Annotated in this window: 23 protein-coding genes, 1 tRNA gene and 1 pseudogene; 15 read left to right on the top strand and 10 right to left on the bottom strand. The window is 74.6% G+C overall.

Features of this window, described 5'->3' with window-relative positions; translation table 11 throughout:
• Positions 1 to 2: 2 nt before the first annotated feature.
• The gene (locus DQ238_RS04955) at positions 3 to 1,109 is read right to left on the bottom strand and encodes a hypothetical protein (protein WP_113780198.1); all 1,107 of its coding nucleotides are present in this window, start codon (positions 1,107 to 1,109) and stop codon (positions 3 to 5) included.
• Positions 1,093 to 1,710, bottom strand: coding sequence for a sigma-70 family RNA polymerase sigma factor (locus DQ238_RS04950; protein ID WP_233495716.1), 618 nt, complete (start codon positions 1,708 to 1,710; stop codon positions 1,093 to 1,095). The genes DQ238_RS04955 and DQ238_RS04950 overlap by 17 nt, the downstream gene beginning before the upstream one ends.
• 169 nt (positions 1,711 to 1,879) lie before the next feature.
• Here DQ238_RS04950 and DQ238_RS04945 point away from each other — a divergent pair, with 169 nt between their 5' ends.
• The 4 genes from DQ238_RS04945 (at position 1,880) to DQ238_RS04930 (ending at position 3,785) form a co-directional block, all read left to right on the top strand.
• The gene (locus DQ238_RS04945; protein WP_113780197.1) at positions 1,880 to 2,683 is read left to right on the top strand and encodes a DUF3105 domain-containing protein; all 804 of its coding nucleotides are present in this window, start codon (positions 1,880 to 1,882) and stop codon (positions 2,681 to 2,683) included.
• Positions 2,680 to 3,357 (top strand): DUF305 domain-containing protein, encoded by a 678-nt coding sequence (locus tag DQ238_RS04940; protein WP_113780196.1) that lies wholly within the window; start codon positions 2,680 to 2,682, stop codon positions 3,355 to 3,357. Before DQ238_RS04945 ends, DQ238_RS04940 begins: the two co-directional genes overlap by 4 nt.
• Positions 3,358 to 3,416: 59 nt before the next feature.
• Positions 3,417 to 3,488 (top strand) — tRNA-Arg (locus DQ238_RS04935).
• 45 nt (positions 3,489 to 3,533) lie between these two features.
• Positions 3,534 to 3,785 (top strand): WS/DGAT domain-containing protein, encoded by a 252-nt coding sequence (locus DQ238_RS04930; protein ID WP_199506144.1) that lies wholly within the window; start codon positions 3,534 to 3,536, stop codon positions 3,783 to 3,785.
• Positions 3,786 to 3,877: 92 nt separating this feature from the next.
• On the opposite strand, the gene DQ238_RS04925 is transcribed toward DQ238_RS04930, so the two are convergent.
• Genes DQ238_RS04925 through deoC form a run of 4 tightly spaced genes read right to left on the bottom strand, consistent with a single transcriptional unit; the run spans position 3,878 to position 8,544 of the window.
• Positions 3,878 to 5,398: an MFS transporter gene (locus DQ238_RS04925; protein ID WP_113780194.1), complete on the bottom strand. Its 1,521-nt coding sequence runs from the start codon at positions 5,396 to 5,398 to the stop codon at positions 3,878 to 3,880.
• Between the two features lie 32 nt (positions 5,399 to 5,430).
• Positions 5,431 to 6,156, bottom strand: a complete 726-nt coding sequence (deoD, locus tag DQ238_RS04920; RefSeq protein WP_233495714.1) for a purine-nucleoside phosphorylase — start codon at positions 6,154 to 6,156, stop codon at positions 5,431 to 5,433.
• 40 nt (positions 6,157 to 6,196) lie between these two features.
• A complete protein-coding gene (locus DQ238_RS04915; protein ID WP_233495713.1) occupies positions 6,197 to 7,891 on the bottom strand; it encodes a phospho-sugar mutase in 1,695 nt (564 codons plus the stop codon).
• Positions 7,888 to 8,544, bottom strand: a complete 657-nt coding sequence (gene deoC / locus DQ238_RS04910) for a deoxyribose-phosphate aldolase (protein WP_113780193.1) — start codon at positions 8,542 to 8,544, stop codon at positions 7,888 to 7,890. Before deoC ends, DQ238_RS04915 begins: the two co-directional genes overlap by 4 nt.
• Before the next feature lie 395 nt (positions 8,545 to 8,939).
• Here deoC and DQ238_RS04905 point away from each other — a divergent pair, with 395 nt between their 5' ends.
• Positions 8,940 to 9,830: an alpha/beta fold hydrolase gene (locus tag DQ238_RS04905; protein ID WP_233495712.1), complete on the top strand. Its 891-nt coding sequence runs from the start codon at positions 8,940 to 8,942 to the stop codon at positions 9,828 to 9,830.
• 114 nt (positions 9,831 to 9,944) lie between these two features.
• Here DQ238_RS04905 and DQ238_RS04900 read toward each other — a convergent pair whose 3' ends face one another.
• Complete coding sequence (locus tag DQ238_RS04900) at positions 9,945 to 10,727, bottom strand: SDR family NAD(P)-dependent oxidoreductase (protein ID WP_233495711.1); 783 nt, start codon at positions 10,725 to 10,727, stop codon at positions 9,945 to 9,947.
• 148 nt (positions 10,728 to 10,875) lie between these two features.
• On the opposite strand from DQ238_RS04900, the gene DQ238_RS04895 reads away from it, so the two are divergent.
• The 6 genes from DQ238_RS04895 (at position 10,876) to DQ238_RS04870 (ending at position 16,883) form a co-directional block, all read left to right on the top strand.
• Positions 10,876 to 12,375, top strand: coding sequence for a long-chain fatty acid--CoA ligase (locus DQ238_RS04895; protein ID WP_113780192.1), 1,500 nt, complete (start codon positions 10,876 to 10,878; stop codon positions 12,373 to 12,375).
• A complete protein-coding gene (locus tag DQ238_RS04890; protein ID WP_113780191.1) occupies positions 12,372 to 13,619 on the top strand; it encodes an acyl-CoA dehydrogenase family protein in 1,248 nt (415 codons plus the stop codon). Before DQ238_RS04895 ends, DQ238_RS04890 begins: the two co-directional genes overlap by 4 nt.
• Before the next feature lie 80 nt (positions 13,620 to 13,699).
• Positions 13,700 to 14,086 (top strand): hypothetical protein, encoded by a 387-nt coding sequence (locus DQ238_RS04885; protein ID WP_113780190.1) that lies wholly within the window; start codon positions 13,700 to 13,702, stop codon positions 14,084 to 14,086.
• Entirely contained in the window at positions 14,007 to 15,119 is a 1,113-nt protein-coding gene (locus tag DQ238_RS04880) for an alpha/beta fold hydrolase (RefSeq protein ID WP_113780189.1), read from the top strand. Before DQ238_RS04885 ends, DQ238_RS04880 begins: the two co-directional genes overlap by 80 nt.
• Position 15,120: 1 nt before the next feature.
• Positions 15,121 to 15,666, top strand: a complete 546-nt coding sequence (locus DQ238_RS04875; RefSeq protein ID WP_113780188.1) for a GNAT family N-acetyltransferase — start codon at positions 15,121 to 15,123, stop codon at positions 15,664 to 15,666.
• A gap of 29 nt (positions 15,667 to 15,695) precedes the next feature.
• Positions 15,696 to 16,883: an MFS transporter gene (locus tag DQ238_RS04870; RefSeq protein ID WP_158550716.1), complete on the top strand. Its 1,188-nt coding sequence runs from the start codon at positions 15,696 to 15,698 to the stop codon at positions 16,881 to 16,883.
• A 77-nt stretch (positions 16,884 to 16,960) separates the two neighbouring features.
• Here DQ238_RS04870 and DQ238_RS04865 read toward each other — a convergent pair whose 3' ends face one another.
• The 3 genes from DQ238_RS04865 to DQ238_RS04855 are packed head-to-tail and all read right to left on the bottom strand — an operon-like array spanning position 16,961 to position 20,186.
• Positions 16,961 to 18,592 carry an ABC-F family ATP-binding cassette domain-containing protein gene (locus DQ238_RS04865; protein ID WP_113780186.1) on the bottom strand — a complete coding sequence of 544 codons (1,632 nt, stop codon included), beginning with the start codon at positions 18,590 to 18,592 and terminating at the stop codon, positions 16,961 to 16,963.
• Positions 18,593 to 18,618: 26 nt separating this feature from the next.
• Positions 18,619 to 19,734, bottom strand: coding sequence for an adenylate/guanylate cyclase domain-containing protein (locus tag DQ238_RS04860; RefSeq protein ID WP_233495710.1), 1,116 nt, complete (start codon positions 19,732 to 19,734; stop codon positions 18,619 to 18,621).
• A complete protein-coding gene (locus DQ238_RS04855) occupies positions 19,731 to 20,186 on the bottom strand; it encodes a universal stress protein (RefSeq protein ID WP_113780185.1) in 456 nt (151 codons plus the stop codon). The genes DQ238_RS04860 and DQ238_RS04855 overlap by 4 nt, the downstream gene beginning before the upstream one ends.
• Before the next feature lie 225 nt (positions 20,187 to 20,411).
• Here DQ238_RS04855 and DQ238_RS04850 point away from each other — a divergent pair, with 225 nt between their 5' ends.
• The 4 genes and pseudogenes from DQ238_RS04850 to DQ238_RS04840 all read left to right on the top strand — a co-directional run bounded on the left by DQ238_RS04850 (position 20,412) and on the right by DQ238_RS04840 (position 23,114).
• The gene (locus DQ238_RS04850; protein WP_113780184.1) at positions 20,412 to 21,395 is read left to right on the top strand and encodes an ABC transporter ATP-binding protein; all 984 of its coding nucleotides are present in this window, start codon (positions 20,412 to 20,414) and stop codon (positions 21,393 to 21,395) included.
• On the top strand, positions 21,392 to 22,159 hold the full coding sequence (locus tag DQ238_RS04845) for an ABC transporter permease (protein ID WP_113780183.1): 768 nt from the start codon (positions 21,392 to 21,394) through the stop codon (positions 22,157 to 22,159). The genes DQ238_RS04850 and DQ238_RS04845 overlap by 4 nt, the downstream gene beginning before the upstream one ends.
• 146 nt (positions 22,160 to 22,305) lie before the next feature.
• Positions 22,306 to 22,545 (top strand): annotated as a pseudogene (locus tag DQ238_RS23560) (ankyrin repeat domain-containing protein); the annotation flags it as partial.
• Positions 22,437 to 23,114: an ankyrin repeat domain-containing protein gene (locus DQ238_RS04840; RefSeq protein WP_233495750.1), complete on the top strand. Its 678-nt coding sequence runs from the start codon at positions 22,437 to 22,439 to the stop codon at positions 23,112 to 23,114. The pseudogene DQ238_RS23560 and the gene DQ238_RS04840, both read left to right, overlap by 109 nt.
• Positions 23,115 to 23,141 lie beyond the last annotated feature (27 nt).

The raw sequence follows: 23,141 nt of genomic DNA, 5'->3' as shown, positions 1-23,141 counted from the left end.
GGTCAGCGCAGACCGCGCGCCACGGCGAGGACCTCGTCGGTGCTCACGGCCCCGGCGACCCCGGTGACGACGCCGTCCTCGACCCACACCACGCCGGCCATGGTGCCGTCCCGGGAGGCCAGCACGGTCGCCGGCTGCCCGGCCACCTCGGTCTCGGCGGTGGTCACCAGGTCGGCCGGCACCGGCAGCGGCAGCGTCGTCGGCTCCTCGGTGAACGCCCGCAGCTGGGCAGCGACGTCGGCGGGGAGACCGGGCAAGGACAGCAGGTAGTCGCGCACCGTCTCGAACGGGACGCCGTCGGAGGACGCGGTGGGCGCGACCGCCCGCCCGACCGCCAGCACCGGCACGCCGGACGGCTGCACCCACACCGCGGCGGCGGCCGGTCCGGCCTGCAGCCGCACGCTGCTGCCGTCCAGCCCGGGCGGCGGGGTCGGCAGAGCCTCCCCGGTCGCGGCCGCGGCCTGCGCCGCCTTCGCGGCCGAGAAGGTGAACACGGCGCTCACCTGGTCCACCACCTGGTAGGTGGGGTCGCCGGTCACGCCGGTCGGCAGCTCGCCGACCTCGGGGAGGACCAGGCCGCTGCGTTCCTCCGCGGTGGCGGCGTCCGGGACCGCGGACGGTTCCGGCTCGCCGGTGACCTCCAGGTCCCCGAAGGCGGAGAGGTCGGGCAGCGCGACCAGGTCGGTCTCGGTGACGGCGACCGGCGCGACCCGCTCGGTGCGGAAGATCGGCAGCCAGTCGTTGGCCGCGGCCACGCCGGCGCCCGACAGCACGAGGACGACCCCGAGCGCCGCGACCGCCGGCCGGCGCAGCCCGGCCACCCAGCGTCCGCGGCGGGCCGGCGCAGCCGCCCGTCCGGCTGGGCCGGCGGAGGCCAGGCGGGCCCACGCGGTGTCGACGTCGACCCCGGCCGGTGCCGCGACCCGGGGCGAGGCCCCGAGCGCGGCCCCGGCCACCCGGGCGTCGGCGCGGACCGCCTCCAGGCCGGCCAGGCAGGCCGGGCAGGTCGCGACGTGCGCGCGGTCGGCGTCGGCGACCCCGGCCGGCTCGTCGACGAGCCGGCGGAGCACGCCGTCGGTCGGGTGGTGACGGTCACTCCGGAGACGCATGGCGGTTCAGCTCCTCGCGCAGGGCGGACTCGGCGCGGCGCACGGTGGTGCCCACGCTCCCGGGGGACATGCCGAGCGCCGCGGCGACGTCGGCGTAGCTCAGACCACTGTGCCGCAGCAGCAGGGCCACGGCCTGCTTGCGGGGCAGTCGGGACAGCGCCGTCCGCACCCGCTGGTGCTCCTCGCGGACGACGACGGCGTCGGCGACGTCGGGGACGGCCTGCGCCCCGTCGGCGGCGGCGACCTCTCTGGAGGCGCGGCGACGGCCGGAGCGCAGCAGGTTGAGGGCGGTGTGCGCGGCGGCCACGGACAACCAGCCGCCGGCCTCCGCCGCCGAGACCGAGGACCGCCCGAACGAGAGGAAGACCTCCTGGGCGACGTCCTCGGCCTGGTCCCGGGAGCCGAGCACCCGGGCGGCGACGGCGACGACGCGCGCGTAGTGGACTCGGAAGACCTGCTCCAGGTCGGGCCGGACGCCGCCCGCGGCCCCGGAGCCGGACACCGCCACGACGTCGTCCTCCCGGGAGGCCCGTCGACTCGCCACCTGGCGCCGGTCCAGCGGCGCGGCGGGCGCCAGCGCGGCCCGACCCTGCCCTGCCACGTCCACACGTCTACAGCACCGCCCGGAGCACGGATGTGACACCGAGCACCTGGGTGCCCCCAGGCCCCCGACCTAGACTGGCCTCCCGGGGTGGAGCGCCGGCTCCTCCCCCGGGCCGGTGCGCGCGCACGGTCCGCGACCAGAGCCGGACGAGTGCGAGGAGCAGCCCGTGGCCAAGGACCGCAAGCCCCAGGACGGCCGCGCCCGCGGTGGGGCCAGCCGGTCCGGCGCGGGGACGGCGCTCACGGGCGGCAGGGGCGGCCGCACCCGGCCCCCGGTCACCAACGTCGTCGCCCCGCAGCGCCCGTGGGGGCTGATCGCCGCCGCCGTCGCCGTCGTCGTGTTCGCCGCCGCGGTGATCACCTACGCCGTGGTGAAGGTCAACGAGGCCGACGCGGGGCGCATCACGTCGCCGGACCAGATCGCCGGTGTGCGGAGCTTCGACTACTCCGCCGGACAGCAGCACGTGACCACCCCGGTGCAGTACACGGAGTCACCCCCGGTGGGCGGCCCGCACGACGGCGAGTGGGCCGACTGCACCGGCACCGTCTACGACGTCGACATCCGGCACGAGAACGCCGTGCACAGCCTCGAGCACGGCGCGGTGTGGATCACCTACGACCCCGACCGGGTCTCCCCGGACGACGTCGCCACGCTCGCCGACCTGGTGGAGGGCGAGTACGGCCGGATGCTGTCCCCCTACGCCGGCCAGGACTCCCCGATCAGCCTGCAGTCGTGGAACCACCAGCTGAAGGTGGACTCGGTCGACGACCCGCGGATCGTCCAGTTCGCCGACTTCCTGACCCTGAACGCCGACGTCGAGGGCCACTACCCCGAGGTGGGGGCGAGCTGCGAGAACCCGCAGTTCGTCAGCGACCCGCTGACCGTGGGCGACCCCAGCCGCGGCACGAACTCGATGACCACCGACGCCCCGACCACCCCCACGGCCGGGGCCGGGACCAGCGCACCGTGAGCGCCGGCGACGCGGCACCGCCTCCGGGGAGCCGCTCCCTGCGGACGGCGCTGCTGGCGCTGATCGCCGTCGGGCTGGTCCTGCTCGGCGGCGGAGCCGCGGTCGCCCTCGGCATCGGCCGGGGCGAGGCGACGCCGACCGCGGACTCGGTCGACGCCGGGTTCGCCCGGGACATGGGCCGTCACCACCTGCAGGGGGTGGAGATGGCCAACCTCGCCCTCGAGCGCAGCAGCGACCCCGAGGTGCGCCAGCTGGCCTTCGACATCTCCTCGACCCAGACCAACCAGGTCGGCCGGATGCAGGGCTGGCTGTCGCTGTGGGGGCTGCCGTTCTCCAGCGGTGCGACCCCCATGGCCTGGATGGACTCCGGCGCGGGGCACGGCGGGCACGACACGGCCGGGATGGCCGGCGGGCTGATGCCCGGCATGGCCACCGAGGAGGAGCTCGCCGAGCTGCGCGGGCTGTCCGGTACCGCCTTCGACGTGCAGTTCCTGCGGCTGATGATCCGCCACCACCAGGGCGGGCTGGAGATGGCGCAGTACGCCGCCGACCACGCCACCGTGCCCGCCGTCGCCGGCCTTGCCCGGTCGATCGCCGAGACGCAGACCGCCGAGGTGACGACGATGACCGGGATGCTCACCGCCCGTGGCAGCACCCCGATGCCGGCTCCCTGACGCACCGCTGTCCGAGAGTTCTCGGTGGCCTGGTAGGTTCTTCCCTGCCCCACCGCAGAGCCCCCGTAGCTCAGGGGATAGAGCACCGCCCTCCGGAGGCGGGTGCGCAGGTTCGAATCCTGCCGGGGGCACCTCTGTGATGTCTCAGGACATCCTGGACGCCGAACCCACGGATCGTGGGTTCGGGCGCTTGTCATCTGCGGGTTGGGCCGGGCGTTCCGCATCCGGTCTACATCGCCGGGTCACAGATCCTGCGGATGTTCCCGTTCGGCCCACCGCCGGGCTGTGGGGCGATGGTCACGCTGCTCTGGTACGAGGGGCAGTGCTGCATCGGCGTCAACCTCGACACCGCGGCGGTTCCCGACCCGGCGGGCCTGGTGACCGACCTGCAGGCCGGCCTCGACGCAGTGGTCGCGCTGGGCCGGTGAGCGGTCGCGCGGCCCCGTCCATGTGCCGGTCAACGGCTCGCGAACCCCTCGGACGAGAGGTCTGGGGGCGCCGCGCGGCAGCTCGATCAGAGTCAGAGCTCGGTGGCGTCCTCGACGACCTGCCGCTCCACCCGGTCGCCGTCACGCTGCAGGATCCGCGCGAAGACCTGGTACAGCACGAACGCGAGAGCGGAGATGGCGGCGAGGATCAGCAGGATCGTCGCGTAGACGCCGGCGCTGTCACCCGAGGCGCCGGTCGGGCCCGACAGGAACGAGACATTCGACCCGGCCAGAGCGGCGGTGTACGCGATGCCGATCGGCACGGCGATGTTGATCGTCATGTTGTAGAAGCCAATCGCGACACCGGACTTCTCCGGCGGGATGTCCCCGACCGCGGTCGACAGCAGCGGTGCGTACATCAACGCGAAGCCGCTCACGAACACGATCATGGAGATCACGAAGACGGCGACCGAGGTTTCGACGAGGAATGCGGGTACCACGAGCGCCAGCGTGATCATCGCGATCGCGATCGTGATCGCCTGCCTCGAGTTCAGCACCTTGGCGATCACGCCCGACAGCGCGCCGACGACCGCGGCCACCGCGTACCCCGGGCCGATCACGAGGGAGGTCCGTGCGACGTCGTAGCCGTGGACGTCGGACATCAGGAACGGGAGGATGAACGTGTACCCGAGAGACACGGAGTACAGCACGAACACCACGATGAGCATCAAGGTGTAGGACTTGTTCGCGAAGAACTCGCTGGTGACGATGGCGTCGTCGTGGGTGCGGATGTGCCACACGAACAGCGCGAGAGCCCCGAGAACCGGGAGCAGCCAGACCCAGTTGAAGTGCTGCATGAACAGCATCACGGAGGTGGCGAAGACGGCGATGAGGAGCAGGCCGAAGACGTCGAGCCGCGAGCCGACCTGCTGCTCCTTCGGGACGTACTTGATGATGCCCGGCAGGGCCAGCAAGGCGAGCAGCGTGATCAGGAACAGCGCGGTCCAGCCGATGGAGGTGGCGATGAAACCGCTGCCGACCACACCGATGAACACTGAGAGCTGGAACGCGCTCGTGCTGAACCCGAGGTAGGTCTTCTGATCCCTCTTCGAGAGGTACTTCGTGACGTAGACGACGTACAGGGTCTCGGCGGCCGCGAGACCGGCGGTCTGGACGATGCGGCCGGTCAGCACGACGGGGAAGGAGTTCTGGCCGGCGAAACCGATGAGCGAGCCGATCGCCATCAGGATGATGGAGGCGACGAGCAGGCGGCGGATGCTCACCGAGTCCGCGAGCGTCGAGTAAACGACGGCGCCGATGCCGATGATGATGCCGGCGAGCGTCGCCTGAAGGCTCACCGTGTTGATGTCCAGGCCCAGATCCTGAGAGATCGGCAGCGACATGTACTTGAAGCCGTTGTCGATGACCAGGGCGAAGACGAATATCGCCAGCAGGATCGGGACGGCGCGCTTGGGGTTGCGCACCGGGGCCCTGCGCGGTGGCACCGACCGGGACGGAGCGGCCGCGGCCTCGATGCCCGCGGTCGGGGTGGCTGCGGCCGGGACGTCGTCGCTGGCGGGCAGGTCGGCGCCGGCGGGGGTGGCGTGTGACATCAGGGGGCTCCTGGAGTCTGTGCGAGAGACGGTCAGGCCAGACCGAGAGCGATCTCGATCATCCGGGTGAACGCCGTCTGGCGCTCCTCCGGAGTGGCGTGCCGGCCCTTCACGAGCTGATCGCTGACGGTGAAGATCGCCAGCGCGTCGACGCCCGCGGCCGCCGCGGTGGCCAACAGCCCCGCCGACTCCATCTCGACGGCGAGGATGCCCATCCGTGCCCACTTCTGGGAGGACTGCGGCTCGGCGGAGTAGAAGACGTCGCTGGAGAGGACGTTGCCGACGTGGGTGCGCTGGCCCTTCTCGTCGGCGATGCGCTTGGCGGCCTCGAGCAACCGGAACGACGACAGCGGGGCGAAGGCGCCCGGCAACCCGAACTGGTGCAGGAAGTTCGAGTCGGTCGAGGCCCCCTGCGCGAGCACGACGTCGTAGAGCTCCACGTCGTCCTGCAGGGCTCCGCAGGAGCCGACGCGGATGAGGTTCTTGACCCCGAAGACGTGGATGAGCTCCCACGTGTACAGCGAGATCGAGGGAATCCCCATGCCGGTGCCCATCACCGACACCGGCGTGCCCTGGTGTGTGCCGGTGAAGCCGAGCATGTTGCGGACCTCGTTGAAGCCCTTGGCGTCCTCGAGGTAGGTCTCCGCGATGAACTTCGCGCGCAGCGGATCGCCGGGCAGCAGGATCGTCTCGGCGATCGGGACGCCGTCCGGTTTGATGTGCGGGGTCTCCTTGCCGGCGGTGTCGAGCAGGGCCACGGTGGACTCCTTCGTCGTCGTCCGGGGAATGGGCGGCTGATCACAGCCCCAGCAGGGCCCGCACGTCGTTGCTGAGCTGTTCGAGGCGTGCGGCGGCGCGCTCGCGTGGGACGTCGTCGCCGTCGCACGGCAGGATGACCTCGAGGTAGCACTTGAGCTTCGGCTCCGTGCCGGAGGGCCGGGCGATGACCCGGTCGCCGGCCTCGGTGAGGAACAGCACTCCCTCCGTGGGAGGGAGATCCGCGCTGCCCTCGGCGAGGTCGACGACCTCGGTCACCGGGGAACCGGCGAGTTCGGTGGGCTCGGCGGCGCGGAGCCGGTCGAGGGCCTCGGTGATCAGCTGTCGGTCGGTCACTCGGATGCTCAGCTGCGTGGTCGCGTGCAGGCCGTGCTCGCGGGCGAGCTCGTCGAGCAGGTCCTCGATCGTGCGGCCGTCGCGAGCCAGTTCGTCGACCAGGGTGACGGTGCGGACCATGGCGGTGATGCCGTCCTTGTCGCGCACACCGGCCGGGTCGGTGCAGTAGCCGATGGCCTCCTCGTACCCGAAGCGCAGATCCGGGGTGCGGGCGATCCACTTGAATCCGGTGAGCGTGGTCGCGTGCCGCAGGTCGTGGGCGGCGGCGATGCGCCCGAGCAGGCGGGAGGAGACGATGGAGCACGCGAGGGTGTCGCCCTCGCGGGAGGAGTCGCAGGCGGCCTGCTCGCCGAGAACGGCGCCGATCTCGTCACCGGTGAGCTGGCGCCAGGTGCCGTCGTGCTGCGGGATCGCAACCGAGCACCGGTCGGCGTCCGGGTCGATCGCGATGACGACGTCGGCCTCGACCTCCCGGGCAAGCTCGAGCGCGAGGTCGATCGCGCCCTTCTCCTCCGGGTTGGGAAAGGGGACGGTGGGGAAGTCGGGGTCGGGTCGGGCCTGCGCGGCCACGACGTGGACGTCGGGGACGCCGGCGCGGCGCAGTACCTCCTGGGCGGTGGCGCCGCCGACGCCGTGCATCGGGGTCAGCACGACCCGCACGGAGGTCGGCTCGGCGGTGCCGCGCAGGGAGGCGGCGCGAACGGTGTAGCGCTCGAGCAGCTCGTCGCCGACGGTCTCGACACGAGTGTCGTCGACCGGCACGTCGGCGGCCCCGGGCGCGGCCTCGATACGAGCCGCGATCTCGGCGTCCGCAGGCGGGACGATCTGCACGCCACGTGCCGCACCGGTGGCGGCACGGCCCCCGAGGTAGACCTTGTAGCCGTTGTCGGCGGGCGGGTTGTGGGAGGCGGTGATCATGACGCCGGCGTCGGCGTCGAGGTCGCGCACTGCGAACGCCGTGACGGGGGTGGGCAGCTGCGCCGGCAGCGCGAGAGCGGTCGCCCCGGCGGCGGAGAGCACGCCGAGGGTGGCGCAGCGGAACGCCGCGGAGCCGTGCCGGGCATCGGAGCCGACCACGACGCGCGGGGAGGCGCCGATGATGTCGAGGAGGTAGCGGGCCAGCCCGGCGGTGGCGCGGGTGACGACGGCGGTGTTCATGCGGGTCTCCCCCGCTCCGACCATGCCGCGCAGCCCGGCGGTGCCGAAGGTGAGCGGGCCGGCGAAGCGGGAAGCGAGACCCTCGCGCGCCATCGCGTCCCCCTGCTCGGCGGCCTCGACGAGCGCAGTCAGTTCCTTCCGTGCGGCGGCATCGGGGTCCTGGGCGATCCAGGCGCGAGCGCGGTCGACGAGGTGGTGCGTCTCACGGGCATCGATGCTCACGCGCTCAGTCCTTCCAGGATGTCGCGGGAGGCGGACAGGCCGAGACGAGTTGCACCGGCGTCGAGCATCGCCAGCGCAGCCTCGGGGGTGCGGATGCCCCCCGAGGCCTTGATGCCCAGACGCCCGCCGACGGTGGCGGCCATCAACTCGACGGCGTGGACGCTCGCGCCCCCCGCAGGGGAGAACCCGGTAGAGGTCTTCACGAAGTCGGCACCGGCGGCCTCGGCCGCGCGGCAGCCGCCGACGATCTGGTCGTCGGTCAGGACGGCGGTCTCGAGGATGACCTTGAGCACGACCGGGGTGGGCACCGCTTTCCGCACGACGCGGATCTCGGCCTCGACGGCTGCGAAGTCCCCAGCGCGGGCGTACGGGAGGTCGATGACCATGTCGACCTCGTCGGCGCCGTCGGCAACGGATCGGGCGGCCTCGAAAGCCTTGACGTCGGCGTGGTGGGCGCCGGAGGGGAAGCCGCAGACGGTGGCGACCTTGACCCCGGCCGGGGGGACCAGCGGCAGCCGGCTCGGAGAGACGCACACCGCGTACGTGCTCAGTTCAGCCGCCTCGGCCAGCAGCGCCTCGACGTCCGCGGCGGTGGCCTCGGGCTTGAGCAGGGTGTGGTCGATGTGCGCTGCGACGTTCGTGCGGGTGCGCATGTCGGAACTCCTGCCACTCCGGCCGGGCGCAAGGTCGGGGACCGGACAGCGACAGGATAGGCCGGGCGCAGGATCGCGGCGAGTGGCGGTGGCAGCTGACCCGGGCGCCGTGCGAGGCTGACCGCCGGCCGGGTCAGTCGGCCGGCGGTCAGGGGCCGGGCTCGTCCGTGGTGGACTCGTCGGGTGTCGGCTCGCCGGGCTCCCCGGGGCTGGTCTGCCCGGGAGCGGGCTCACCGGGGGCGGGAGGCGGTGGGGCAGGGGCGGCCGGCGTCGGGTCGGACCCTCGTGCGACGGTCGGGGTGCTCGCGGCCAGCGTCATCGTCGACTCCCTCCGGTCGGGCGCCGCCGGCTCTGCCGTCCGGCCCGGCGCAGTCCGCCTCACTACCCTCCTCGGCGTGGAGAACGAGGTGCAGCACGCCCGTGTCGGTGACGTCGAGATCGCCTACGAGACGTTCGGGTCGGCGGAGGACCCACCCCTCCTGCTGGTGATGGGCCTGGCCACGCAGATGCTCGGCTGGCCCGACGAGTTCTGCAGCGAGCTGGCCGGCCGTGGGCTGTACGTCATCCGGTTCGACAACCGCGACATCGGCCTGTCCACCCACCTGGACCAGGCCGGTGCGCCCGACGTGCTGCAGGTCATGGCCGGCGCGGCCGGTGCTCCGTACGCGCTGGCGGACATGGCCGACGACACCGCCGGCCTGCTCGACGCCCTCGGCCTGGACAGCGCGCACCTCGTCGGCGCGTCGATGGGCGGGATGATCGCCCAGCTGGTCGCCATCCGGCACCCGGAGAAGGTGCGCAGCCTCACCTCGATCATGTCCACGACGGGTGACCGGGCCGTGGGGGCTCCGGCCGAGGCGGCCATGGGCGCGCTGCTCGCGCCGCCGGCCACCGACCGCGAGGGCGCGATCCAGCGGACGGTGGACACCTACCGCGTCATCGGCTCCCCCGGCTACGCCTTCGACGAGGCGGCGGTGCGCGAGCGCGCCGGGCTGTCGTTCGACCGGCGGTACGACCCGGCCGGGGTGGCCCGGCAGCTGGCCGCGATCCTGACCACGCACGACCGCACCGAGCACCTCGGCGAGATCCGCGTGCCCACCCTGGTCGTCCACGGCGCCCAGGACCAGCTGGTGGACGTCAGCGGGGGCCGGGCCACGGCGGCGGCCATCCCGGGCGCGGAGCTGGTGGTCGTGGAGGGTATGGGCCACGACCTGCCCCGCGAGGTCTGGCCGCAGCTCATCGACCGCATCGGTGCCCTGGTCGCGCGGGTCGAGCGCGCCCGCTGACCGGGCCGGGCGGCGGCATTGCCGGTTCCCCTCGTGCGCTGCGGGCGCGGTCGTGCCGGCAGCGCACGAGAGCGGCCGGCAGGGCGTGACGACTCAGCTGGTGACGCGGGGGCCTCAGCTGGTGAGCAGGCCGCCCTCCACCGGCAGCGTCGTGCCGGTGACGTAGCCGCCGGCGTCGCTGACGAGGAACACCAGCGCCGCGGCCAGCTCGTCGGGGTCGCCGGGGCGGCCGACCAGCGCGCGCGACAGCTGGCCCTCGATGTAGCCCTCGGGGTACTGGTCGGTCATCTCCGAGGCGAAGAAGCCGGGGGCCAGCGCGTTGACCCGGATGCCCTTGCGGCCGGTCCACTGCTGGGCCAGGTCGCGGGTCAGCCCGATCAGGCCGGCCTTGCTCGCCGCGTAGGCCGCCTGGGGCAGCCCGGCGGTGGTCAGGCCCAGGATGCTCGAGATGTTCACGATGGAGCTGCCCGGCTTCATGACCCGCCCGCAGGCCTGCGCCATCCAGTAGCAGCCGTTGAGGTTCACGTCGATCACCTGCCGGAACTGCTCCGGGGTCTCCCGCGTGGCCGGGACGGCGGTGCCGACGCCGGCGTTGTTCACCAGGACGTCGACCTTGCCGAACTCGGCCATCGTGGCGTCCACGAGCCCCTGGCAGTCCTCCGGGCGGGCGACGTCGGTGCGCACGGTGATCGCCCGCCGGCCGGCCTTCTCCACCGCCGCGCGGGTGTCGGCGAGGCGGTCCTCCCTGCGGGCACCGAGCGCCACGTCGGCACCGGCCTCGGCCAGCGCGCGGGCGAAGACCGCGCCCAGGCCCGAGGAGGCCCCCGTCACGATCGCCACCCGGCCGTCGAGCCGGAACATGTCGAGGATGGTCCTGTCGGCGCTGCTGCTGTTCACGCGGTGCCCTCCCGTCGTCGTCGGTGCGCCCGAGCCTGTCCCGGTCGCCGCGCGGGCGCCACTCCACGACCTGACCTCTCGTGGGGTAGACCACATCCCGGACGGGTAGGGGCCGTTTCCCGTCCCAGCTCGGAAGAGGAGAGGGCCAGTGACCAACCTCGCTCAGCACCTGCTCGACACCACCAGCAGACACGGTGGGCGTCCGGCGCTGCGCATGGACGACGCCGTCCTCGACTACGACGGCTTCCGGGACGCCGCCGCCGGGGTGGCCGCCGGGCTGCAGGCCCGCGGCGTCCGACCCGGCGACCGGGTGGGCATGGTGCTGCCCAACGTGCTGAGCTTCCCGGTGGTCTTCTACGGCACGCTGATGGCCGGCGCCGCCGTCGTCCCGATGAACCCCCTGCTCAAGGCGCGCGAGGTCGAGTACTACCTGCGTGACTCCGGCGCGCGGGTGGTCGTGGCGCTGGACACGGCCGCCGAGGCGGCCAGCGAGGCCGCGGCCACGGTGGGCGTCGAAGCGGTCGTCGTCGGGGCCACAGGGCCCGGCGAGGCGCTCTCCGGCCCGGCGGACACCGAGACGGTGGAGCGGGCCGACGACGACCCGGCGGTGATCCTCTACACGTCCGGGACCACCGGGCCGCCCAAGGGCGCCGAGCTCACCCACGCCAACCTGCGCAGCAACGCCCGCGACGGCGGCAGCGAGCTGGTCGGCGCCACCCCGGACGACGTGATCATGGGCTGCCTGCCGCTGTTCCACGTCTTCGGCCTGACCTGCAGCCTCAACGGCTCGGTGCTCGCCGGCGCCTGCCTCACCCTGCTGCCGCGCTTCGACGGCGCCAAGGCGCTCTCGATCGTCCAGCGCGACCGGGTGACCATCTTCGAGGGCGTGCCGACGATGTTCGCCGCGATGCTGCACGCCCCCGACCGCGACCGGTACGACGTCTCCAGCCTGCGGCTGTGCGTCTCCGGCGGGTCGGCCATGCCGGTGGAGGTCATGCGGGCCTTCGAGAAGCAGTTCGGCTGCGTGATCATGGAGGGGTACGGCCTGTCCGAGACCTCGCCGGTGGCGTCGTTCAACCAGCTGCACGCCGAGCGCAAGCCGGGCTCGATCGGCACGCCGATCCCGGGCGTGCAGATGCGCCTGGTCGACGACGAGGGCCGCGACGTGCCCCCGGGTGAGGTCGGCGAGATCGCCATCCGCGGCGAGAACGTGATGAAGGGCTACTGGGGCAAGCCCGAGGAGACGGCCAAGGCCATCCCCGACGGCTGGTTCCGCACCGGCGACCTGGCCCGCCAGGACGACGACGGCTACTTCTTCATCGTCGACCGCAAGAAGGAGATGATTATCCGCGGCGGCTACAACGTCTACCCGCGGGAGATCGAGGAGGCCCTCTACGAGCACCCCGCGGTCGCCGAGGCCGCCTGCGTCGGCGTCCCGCACCCCGAGCTGGGCGAGGAGGTGGCCGCGGCGGTGGCGCTCAAGCCCGGCACCTCCGCCGACCCCGGCGAGCTGCAGGTGTGGGTCAAGGAGCGGGTGGCCGCCTACAAGTACCCGCGGCACGTCTGGCTGGTCGACAGCCTCCCCAAGGGGCCGACCGGCAAGATCCTGCGCCGCGCCGTCGAGATCCCCACGGAGGTCCGGGCATGAGCACCGAGCGGTCGGGCCCGCAGCTGCAGAAGCCGGCGGACATGGGCACCGGGGACGGCGCGACCAGCCACCTCGGCGAGGCGCTGGGCACCGACTTCTTCTCGGTGCGCGAGCAGTTCACCGACGAGCAGTGGGAGAAGTTCCTCGCCGTCCGGCGCTTCGTCGACCGCGAGGTGCTGCCGGTGGCCGGGGACTACTGGGAGCGCGCGGAGGTCCCCTGGCCGCTGATCCGCCGGCTGCCGGAGCTCGGCGTCGTCGGCGAGAGCATCAAGGGCTACGGGTCCGCGGAGATGAGCCCCATGGCCTGCGGGCTGGTGCACATGGAGCTGCACCGCGGCGACGGCAGCCTGGGCACCTTCCTCGGCGTGCACGCCGGGCTGGCCATGCAGTCGATCGACATGTGCGGCTCGGAGGAGCAGAAGGCGCGCTGGCTGCCGTCGATGGCGACGCTGGAGAAGACCGGCGCGTTCGCGCTCACCGAGCCGCAGCACGGGTCGGACTCGGTCGCGCTGGAGACCAGCGCCCGCCGGGAGGGCGACACCTGGGTCCTCGACGGCGCCAAGCGCTGGATCGGCAACGGCGCCGGCGCGGACCTCGTCGTGGTCTGGGCGCGGGACGTCGCCGACGGCCAGGTCAAGGGCTTCGTCGTCGAGCGGCCCGCCGAGGGCTACGAGGCCTCGGTGATCACCGGCAAGGTGTCGCTGCGCTCGATCTGGCAGGCCGACATCGAGCTGCGCGGGGTCCGCGTGCCCGAGGAGAACCGGCTGCAGGAGGCGCACAGCTTCGCCGACACCGGCCGGGTGCTGGCCACCACCCGCAGCGCCTGCGCGTGGATGGCGCTGGGCCACGCCACCGCCGGGTACGAGACCGCGCTGTCCTACGCGCGCGAGCGCAAGCAGTTCGGCAAGCCGCTGGTCAGCTTCCAGATCGTGCAGGAGCGGCTGGTGCGGATGCTGGCCGCGCTGACCGGCATGCAGCTGTACTGCATGCAGATCGGCCGGCTGGCCGAGGCCGGGCGGCTCTCACCCACCGTCGCCGGGCTGGCCAAGATGCACAACACGCGGACGGCGCGGGAGATCCTGGCCGAGGCCCGCGACCTGCTCGGCGGCAACGGGATCCTGCTCGAGAACCACGTCATCCGGCACATGGCCGACATCGAGGCCATCCACACCTTCGAGGGAACCGAGACGGTGCAGACGCTGATCGTGGGCCGGGACATCACCGGGGTCAGCGCCTTCACCTGAGCCCACCTGAGCCGACCCGCCGCCGTCCGCGCCCACCCGAGGCTCCACCGCCGTCCGCCACCCCAGCCCCAGGAGGACCCATGGCCGACGCCCGCCCGCCACTGTGGCGGCAGGCGTTCGACGCCGCCGAGCGCCGCGTGACCCCCCGCGCCGAGGAGTTCGTGCGCACCGAGACCTTCGCCGTCGGCGCCGCCCTGACCCGCCGGGCGGTCATACTGGCCCGGAACTCCGCCCGCGGCCTGACCACCCGCGCCTGGCACCTGGTGAACCTGCCGACCGGTACCGACGTCAGCCGGCTGCGGGCCCAGGTCGGCGCCCTGGACCGCGAGGTCCGCCGACTGACCCTGCAGCTGGAGACCGAGAGACACCGCAGCACCGAGGAGAGCGATGCCGACCATCCCGAGCCCCCAGGCGGTCCTCGACCGCGTCCGCCGCGACGTCGAGCGCAACGCCCTCCGCGCCCGTAACGGGCTGAAGCTGGTCGCCGGCGTCGACCGGCCCGGCGTCGGCTGCACCCCCAAGGACGTCGTCTGGGAGCGCGGCCGCACCCAGCTGTGGCACTACCGCAACGAGGACGTGCGGTACTCCCCGCCGCTGCTCATCGTGTTCAGCCTGGTCAGCCGCAGCTACATCCTCGACCTGAGCCCGGGCAACAGCTTCGTCGAGCAGCTGCTGGCCGCCGGGTTCGACGTGTACCTGCTCGACTGGGGCGAGCCCGACGAGCGCGACGCGGCCAACACGCTGGCCGACTACGTCGACGACTACATCCCCGCCGGGGTGGCGCGGGTGCTGGAGATCTCCGGGGCCGACGAGGTGAACCTCTTCGGCTACTGCTTCGGCGGTGACCTGTCCCTGCTCTACGCCGCGCACCACCCCGACGCCCCGCTGCGCAGCCTCACCGTGCTGGCCACCCCGGTCGACTTCCAGCACATGGGCCCGATGGCCGACCTGTTCCGGGTCGGCGGGCTGGAGGTGCGCGACGTCCTGAACGCCGAGGGCAACGTGCCGCCCCAGGTCGTCCTGCAGGGGTTCAAGACGCTCTCCCCCACCGCGGAGGTGACCCGGTACGTGACGCTGTGGGAGAAGCTCTGGAACGACGAGTACGTCGCCGCCTACCAGGCCATGACCAGCTGGTCGGACGACCACGTGCCCTTCCCCGGGGCCGCCGCGGAGGAGACGGTGCGGATGCTGGTGCGCGACAACGGGATGGTCACCGACCACCTGACCGTCGGCGGCGACCGCGTGCACCTCTCCGACATCCGGATGCCGTTCCTGACGGTGCGGGCCGACCGCGACCACATCGTCCCGCCCGACGCGACCGCGCCGCTGATCGACCTGGTCGGCTCGCCGGACAAGCACGAGCTGCGGCTGCCGGCCGGGCACATGGGCCTGGTGGTGGGCCGGACGGCGGCGAAGACGACCGTGCCGACGATCATCGACTTCATCCGCCGGCGCAGCGAGCCGCTCGACCCGGCCGCCGACGCCGTCCGGGAGGCCTGACGTGGCGCGGATCGTCGACCTCACCGAGGCGCACTGCGACGCGCTGCTGCGCTTCTTCACCGACCTGCCCGAGGGCGACCGCACCTTCATCCGCGAGGACGTCACCGATCCCGACGTGGTGCGCGGCTGGGCGGCCGGCTCCCCCGACGTCCGGCGCTGGGTCGCCCTGGACGACGACGGGCAGGTCACCGGCTACGCGGCGGTACTGCGGCTGCCCGGCTGGTCCGACCACGTCGGCGAGGTGCGCCTGGTCGTCGCCCCCGCCGCGCGGGGCAGCGGTCTGGGCCGGGAGCTGGCCCGGCACGCGGTGGTGCAGGGGCTCGGGTGGGGGCTGGCCAAGCTGGTCGTCGAGGTGGTCGCCGAGCAGGGCGCCGCGCTGGCGCTGTTCACCGGCCTCGGCTTCACCGGGGAGGCGCTGCTGGTCGACCACATCCGCGACCGGAACGGTGAGCTGCGCGACCTCATGGTGCTGGCCCACCACGTCCAGGACACCTGGGCCGGCATGAGCACGGTCGGGCTGCCCGAGGCGCTCGGGGAACCCTCCTGAGACCTGCGGGGAGGCGATCGGCCGCGTGGGTGCCGGTCGCCGCCGCGCTGTTCGCCATCGGTTGGGGCGCCAACCAGTTCGTCAGCCTGCTGGTGGCCTACCGCGAGCGCAGCGGGCTGTCGGTGGCCACGGTCGACGCGCTGGTCGGCGTCTACGCCCTGGGGCTGATCCCGGCGCTGCTGGTGACCGGCCCGGTGTCCGACCGGCACGGCCGGGCGCCGGTGCTGCGGGTCGCCCTGCTCGTGTCGCTGGCCGCCACCCTGGTCCTGCTGTTGCGCGGGCTGCCCGCCCTGTACCTGGGCCGCTTCCTCGCCGGCGTGGCCAGCGGCGCCGCCTTCGCCGCCGGGACCGCCTGGGTCAAGGAGCTCTCCGGCGCCCCCTTCGACCCGCTCGCCCCGGAGGGCTCCGGCGCGCGCCGGGCGGCGACCGCGCTGACCGCCGGCTTCGGCCTCGGCCCGGTCGTCGCCGGGCTGGTCGCCCAGTGGGCGCCCGCGCCGCTGCTCGCCGCCTACCTGCCGCACCTGGCCGTCGTCCTCGCCGTCCTGGTGCCCCTGTGGCGGGCTCCCGAGACCGTCGCCGACGCCGGTCCGGAGACCGGGTCGCTGTGGTCGCGGATGCGGGTGCCCTCGGTCGCCGACCCGCGGTTCCGCCGTCAGGTGGCCCCCGTCGCGCCGTGGGTGTTCGGGGTGGCCACCGTCGCCATGGCCGTCCTGCCGGGGCTGGTGCGCTCGGCGACGGCGGGCTGGACGGTGGCGTTCAGCGCCCTCGCCGCCGGCGTCACCCTCGGCACCGGGGTCGCGGTGCAGCCGCGGGCGCGCCGGCTGGCCGCGGCCGACCCGGGGCGGGCCGCCGCCCTCGGCCTCACCGCCGCGGTCGCCGGGATGCTCTGCGCCGCGACCGCCGCCGCGCTGACCTCGCCGGTGCTCGTGGTCGTCGCCGCGGGGGTCCTGGGCTCCGCGTACGGGCTGGGCCTGGTCGCCGGGCTGGTCGAGACGCAGCGGATCGCGCCGCCCCGGGAGCTGGCCGGCCTCACCGCCGTCTACTACGCGCTGACCTACGTCGGCTTCGCCGCGCCGGTGGTCCTCGCCGGGCTGTCACTGCTCGCGCCCTACGCCGTCCTGCTGTCCGCGCTCGCCGTCGCCGCGGCCGCCACGCTGGCCCTGACCCGGCGGGCCGGCGCCCGCCCGCCCGCCGGCCGATCCGCGACGGCCTCCTGAGGAAGGCCCCCCGCCCCACCCGGCCCCGTCCAGGGCACCGCCCCGAGCCTGCGAGGGGTGGGCAGGACAGGGTCCTTTCACTCGACGACCCGGCCGCCGTCGACGTGCAGCCGCCGGGTGGTCGCCACCGCCGCGAGCATCCGCCGGTCGTGGGTCACCAGCAGCAGCGTGCCGCGGTAGGCGGCCAGCGCCTGCTCGAGCTGCTCGATCGCGGGCAGGTCGAGGTGGTTGGTCGGCTCGTCGAGCACCAGCACGTTGACCCCGCGGGCCTGCAGCAGCGCCAGCCCGGCGCGGGTGCGCTCGCCGGGGGAGAGCGTGTCGGCCGGGCGCAGCACGTGCTCGGCGGTCAGCCCGTACTTGGCCAGCAGGGTACGCACCTCGGACGCCGGCCAGTCGGGCACCTCGGCGGAGAACGCGGCCAGCAACGGCTGCGCGCCCAGGAACGCCCCGCGCGCCTGGTCGACCTCCCCGACCCGCACCGACGGTCCCAGCGACGCACGCCCGGAGTCCAGGGGCACCCGGCCGAGCAGCGCCGCCAGCAGCGTCGACTTGCCGGCGCCGTTGGGCCCGGTGATCGCGACCCGGTCACCCCAGTCCACCTGCAGGTCCACCGGGCCGAGGGTGGAGTCGCCGCGGCGCACCACCGCCCCGGAGAGGGTGGCCACCACCGCCCCGGCCCGCGGCGCGGCGGCGATCTCCATCCGCAGCTCCCACTCCTTGCGGGGCTCCTCGACCACCTCCAGCCGCTCGATCAGGCGCTCGGTCTGACGGGCCTTGGCCGCCTGCTTCTCCGACGACTCGCGGTGCCGGGCCCGGATGTTCTTGTCCGGGTCCCCCTTGCGGACGGCGTTGCGCACGCCCTTGGTCATCCAGTTGCGCTGCACCCGCGCCCGGCTCTCGAGCCCGGCCCGGGTCCCGGCGTACTCCTCGTACTGCTCGCGGGCGTGCCGGCGGGCGACCTCCCGCTCCACCAGGTAGGCCTCGTAGCCGCCGTCGTGCACCCGGACCTGCTGCTGGGCGAGGTCGAGCTCCACCACCCGGGTGACCGTGCGGGCGAGGAACTCCCGGTCGTGGCTGACCACCACGATGCCGCCGCGGGCGCCGCGCACGAACCGCTCCAGCCGGTCGAGCCCGGCCAGGTCCAGGTCGTTGGTGGGCTCGTCGAGCAGCAGGACGTCGTGGCGGGACAGCAGCAGCGCGGCCAGCCCCACCCGGGCCGCCTGCCCGCCGGAGAGGCCGGTCGTCGGGGCGTCGAGCGGCACCCCGGGGGCCACCTCGGCGACCACCTGCGCGGCGCGCTCGTCGACGTCGGCCCCGCCGAGGGCCAGCCAGCGCTCCAGCGCCTCGCCGTAGGCGTCATCGGCGCCGTCCGCGCCGGCGGCCAGCGCCGCGGTGGCGGCGTCCAGGGCGGCCTGCGCCGCCGCGACCCCGGTGCGGCGGGCCAGCGCCCCGCGCACCGTCTCCCCCGGCCGGCGGTCGTGCTCCTGCGGCAGGTACCCGAGGGTGGCCGTCGGCGGGCTGACCGTCACGCTGCCCGACTCGGCCGGCAGCTCGCCGGCCAGCGTGCGCAGCAGCGTGGACTTGCCCGCGCCGTTGACCCCGACCAGGCCGACCACGTCGCCGGGGGCGACGACGAGGTCGAGGCCGGAGAAGAGGACGCGGGCGCCGTGACCGGCGGCCAGTCCGCGGGCGACGAGCGTGGCACTCACCCGCAGCAGCCTGCCATCCGCGGCGCTCAGCCCTGCGCGTCGTCCCCGGTCTCGAGGACCTCGGCGGCCATCTGGTCGAGCATGTCCTCGAAGGCGTGCAGGCCGGCGGCCTCGTCGTCCTCCTCCACGCCGGACGGACGGCGGCGGACCAGCCACGGCTGCAGCTGGTCGTAGCCGCGCACCGACACCCGGCGCAGCGGCCGCACCCGGTAGCGCGGCAGCCCGCCCAGCATCCGGGCGAGCTCCCGGTCGACCAGCAGCGTTCCCGGGAGGGCGATCGAGGTCAGCCGGCTGGCCAGGTTGACCACCGGCGAGTAGACGTCCCCGAGGTGGGTGAGCACCGTGCCGTAGGCCGCGCCCACCCGCAGCGCCGGACGGTCGGCGGCCTGCCAGGCGTCGGGCAGCTCCAGCCCGATCTCCACCGCGTCGATCGGGGAGACGGCGGTATAGAGGACGCCGTCCCCGACCGTCTTGACCACCCGGCCGTGGTGGCGGGCGATGACCTCGGTGGCGGTGCTCTCGAAGTCCTCCACCATCACGCCCAGCTCCCGCCCGCCCATGCCCCGGCTGCGGGAGGTGTAGCCCACCAGGTCGGCGAACCCGACGGCGAGCTCGCGGCGGTCCGCGCTGCCCGCCGAGGCGAGCAGCCGGTCGGCGTTGGCGGCCAGGTGGCGGCGCCACACGTAGTCCTGCACCTGGCGCAGCAGCGGCAGCAGGGTGCTGGCGGTCGCCACCGCCTCCTCGGGCGAGACCTGCCGGTCACCGCCGCCGACCCGGGTGAGCGCGTCGACGAGCATGTCGGTCTGCCAGTCGGCCAGCCGGGACAGCGACTGGCCGACGGCCCGGGCGATGGACGCCTCCGTCTCGGGGTCGATGAACCCGGCGTCGATCAGCGCCGACAGCAGCCCCAGTGCGGAGACGTCGGCGTCGGTGAACACCGGCTCGTCGTCGGCGACGTCCGGGAAGCCCAGCGCCCGCCACAGCCGCTGCGTCCGCCGCGGCGACATGGCGGCCAGCTCGGCGACCTGCAGCCGGGTGTAGCGCCGCGGGCCGTCGAGCAGCAGCCGCTCGAGCGCCTCGCGCGCGTCCTGCGCGCCCGCGGCGGCGTCCTCGGGTCCGACGGTGTCCGGCAGCGCCGTCAACCCGTGGTGTGGACGACCAGGACGTCGACCGGCGAGCGGCGGGTCACGTCGGCGGGGACGGAGCCGAGCAGCCGGCCCCTGATGCCGTCGACCCCGCGGTTGCCGACCACCAGCAGGTCGGCCTCCTCGCGGGCGACGACGTCGAGCAGCGTCTCGACCGGGGAGCCGACGACGGCGAACGGGACGACGTCGCTGGCGCCGGCGGCGCGGGCCTGCTCGGCCGCGGCGCGCACCGTGTCCTCCGCCGGCGTGGCCCCCGCCGCCTCGGCGTCGTCCCCGGGAGCCCCCCGCGCGCGGCGGACCTCCCGGCCCTCGGCCCGGGACGGCAGGAAGGCGCACACGACGAGCAGCCGGGCCTCGCAGGCCCCGGCCAGCGCACCGGCCTGGCGCACCGCGCGCAGGGAGGACTGCGACCCGTCGGTCCCGACGACCACCGTGCGGTAGGCGCTCACGGGCCCTCCTCGCGGGCGTTCGTCGGGCTGCGGCGGGGGCTCCGGCGGGCCGACCGGCGGACCTGCCCGGAGCCGTCAACCTACCCGGTCCGCCGCCCGCGGGTGTGCCCGGGGTCACACCGCGCCGGGCTCCGGTAGGGGTCGCGTCGGGGCCGGGGACTGCCGACCGAGCGGCCCGGTGCGCTTGGATGGGAAGGGCGTACGGCCGACGACGAGGAGACCGCCATCCACCCCGGCAGCACGGCCCACCGCGACCCCGTACGGGTCGAGGTCCGCGGCCTCACCAAGACCTTCGGCGCCGTCCGCGCCGTCGACGACCTCAGCTTCACCGTCGAGCCCGGGTCGATCACCGGGTTCCTCGGCCCCAACGGGGCGGGCAAGACCACCACCCTGCGCATGGCCCTCGGACTGCTGCGCCCCGACAGCGGGACGGCGACCTTCGGCGGCCGGCCGTACGCGTCCCTCCCCGATCCGCTGCGCCTCGTCGGCGCCGTCCTCGAGACCGCGTTCCACCCGGCCCGGTCCGGGCGCAACCACCTGCGGGTCTACTGCCGCGCCGCCGGGCTGCCGGTGCGCCGGGCCGACGAGGTGCTGGTCCAGGTGGGCCTGGGCGACGCCGGGCGACGGCGCGCCGGCGGGTACTCGCTGGGCATGCGGCAGCGGCTGGCGCTGGCCACCGCGCTGCTCGGCGACCCCGCCGTCCTGGTCCTCGACGAGCCGGCCAACGGCCTGGACCCCGAGGGCATCCAGTGGCTGCGCGGCTTCCTGCGCCACCTCGCCCACGAGGAGGGCCGCACCGTCCTGGTGTCCAGCCACCTGCTCGCCGAGGTGGAGCAGACCGCCGACCGGGTGGTGATCGTCGGCGCCGGCCGGCTGGTGCGCGAGGGGTCGATCGCCCAGCTGCGTGCGGGCGCCGACGGCGCCGGCACCGTCCTGGTCCGCAGCCCCGAGGCCGCCCGGCTGGCCGGGTTGCTCGCCGCCGACGGGCGCACCGTGGGCCGCGAGGGCGACGACGGGCTGACCGTCACGGGCCTGTCCACGGCCGAGGTGGGCCGGCAGGCCTTCGCCGCCGGGGTCGAGCTGCACGAGCTGCGCTCGCGGACCAGCGGCCTCGAGGAGATCTACTTCCGGCTCACCGCCGGCCAGGAGCAGTTCGCCGCCGCCCCGGCCGGAACGGCCCCCGCGGCACCCCGGGAGATGGCGCGATGACGCGGTTGGTGCGGGCCGAGTGGACCAAGCTGCTCACCACCAGGGTCTGGATCGGGCTGCTGCTGGGCGCCTGCCTGCTCGCCGGCGGGTTCGCCGCGCTGATCACCGGCCTGGCCGGCCGGCCCGACGGGCCGCCGGCGGTGGGGACCCCGCAGTACGAGCAGCTGGCCCTGTCGAACGCGTCGAACGCGGTCGCGCTGGCGCTGATCCTCGGCGTCATCGGGATGACCCAGGAGTACCGGCACCGCACCGCCACGCCGACCTTCCTGACCACGCCGCGGCGCGGCCGGGTCGTGACGGCGAAGCTCGTGGCCTACGCGCTCGCCGGCGTCCCGTTCGCCCTCGTCGTGGTGGCCGTGACCGCGGTGGTGGTCGTCCTCTACGCGGGGGCGCGCGGGGCGGCGCCGTCGCTGACCGGCGACAACCTGCAGGTCATGGCGGACGCCGGCCTGGCGATCGTCCTCTACGCGGTCATCGGCGTGGGCCTCGGCGCCCTGCTGCGCAACCAGGTCGGGGCGATCGTCGGCGCCCTGGTCTACCTCTACGTCGTCGAGCCGCTGCTGTCGGCCTTCCAGGCCACCGCCGGGGTCTACAAGTGGCTGCCCGGCGGTGCGCTGGAGGCCATGACCGCCACCTTCCGCGGGCCGGGGGCGGCCGCGCCGGACCTGCTCGAGCGCTGGCAGGGCGCCCTGGTGCTGCTCGGTTACGGCCTGGTCGCCGCCCTGCTGGGCACCCTGTTCGCCGTCCGCCGCGACGTCGTCTGAAAGTCGTCTGAAAAGGGGACCCCGTCCTCCCCACCCCTCGTACGAGGACCCCGCCCTCCCCACCCCTCGCACGCTCGGAGCCGGTGCCCTGGACGGGGCCGGGCCCGGGACGGGGCCGCCGCTCCCGACCGGAACGGGGATCCCCCATGACCCCCCGCATGACCGCCCAGCGGCTGGGCCGGTTGATCGCCCTGGGCGACGCCGAGGCCGTCCGCGCCGCCGTCACCGGCTCGCCGCGGCTGCTCGCCGCCACCGTGGAGCGCGGCGGCCAGGGCGGGTGGACGCCGCTGCACGTGGCGGTCACCGAGGGTCGGGCGGCCGTCGTGCGGCTGCTCCTCGCGGCCGGCGCGGACCTCTCCGCGCGCACCGAGCACGGCCGCACACCACTGCACACGGCGCTGGAGTCCGCACCCGACCTGGTCGCCGTGCTGCGCGAGCTCGGCGCCCCCCTGGACGCGGCGAGCGCGGCCCACCTCGACGACGTCGACCGGCTGACCGCCGAGCTGGACCGCGGCGCGCCGCTGGTCGATCCGGCGACCGGGGTGGATCTGCTGGCCTGGGCCGCCGCGGGCGGCGCGACGCGCGCCGTGCGGGTCCTGCTGGACCGGGCGCCGACGTCGACGGCGGCGCGCTGCACGCCGCCGCGGGCAGCGCCCGACCGGAGCTGGTCCGGCTGCTGGTGGACGCCGGCGCCGACGTCGACCGGCGGGAGCCCGACACCGGCCGCTCCCCGCTGCACGCCGCCGTGGCCGCCGGTGCGGCGCGCGACGCGCCGGAGGTCGTCCGGGTCCTCCTCGACGCCGGGGCCGACGTCGACGCCACCACCAACGACGGTGCCAGCGCTCTGGACATCACCCGGGTGGCGGCGGCCCGCAGCCGCCGGGACGACGCAGGTCAGGCCACCGCGCACGACGCGCTCGCCGCCCTCCTGGTGGCCCGCGGCGCCACCGCATGAGCCCGGCCGGACCGGCTGGCCGGCGGG

Source organism: Geodermatophilus sp. TF02-6 (assembly GCF_003319115.1).
Lineage (GTDB): Bacteria > Actinomycetota > Actinomycetes > Mycobacteriales > Geodermatophilaceae > Geodermatophilus.
The sequence above is the reverse complement of the archived record's forward strand: the minus strand, read 5'-3'. Positions and strand labels throughout refer to the sequence as shown.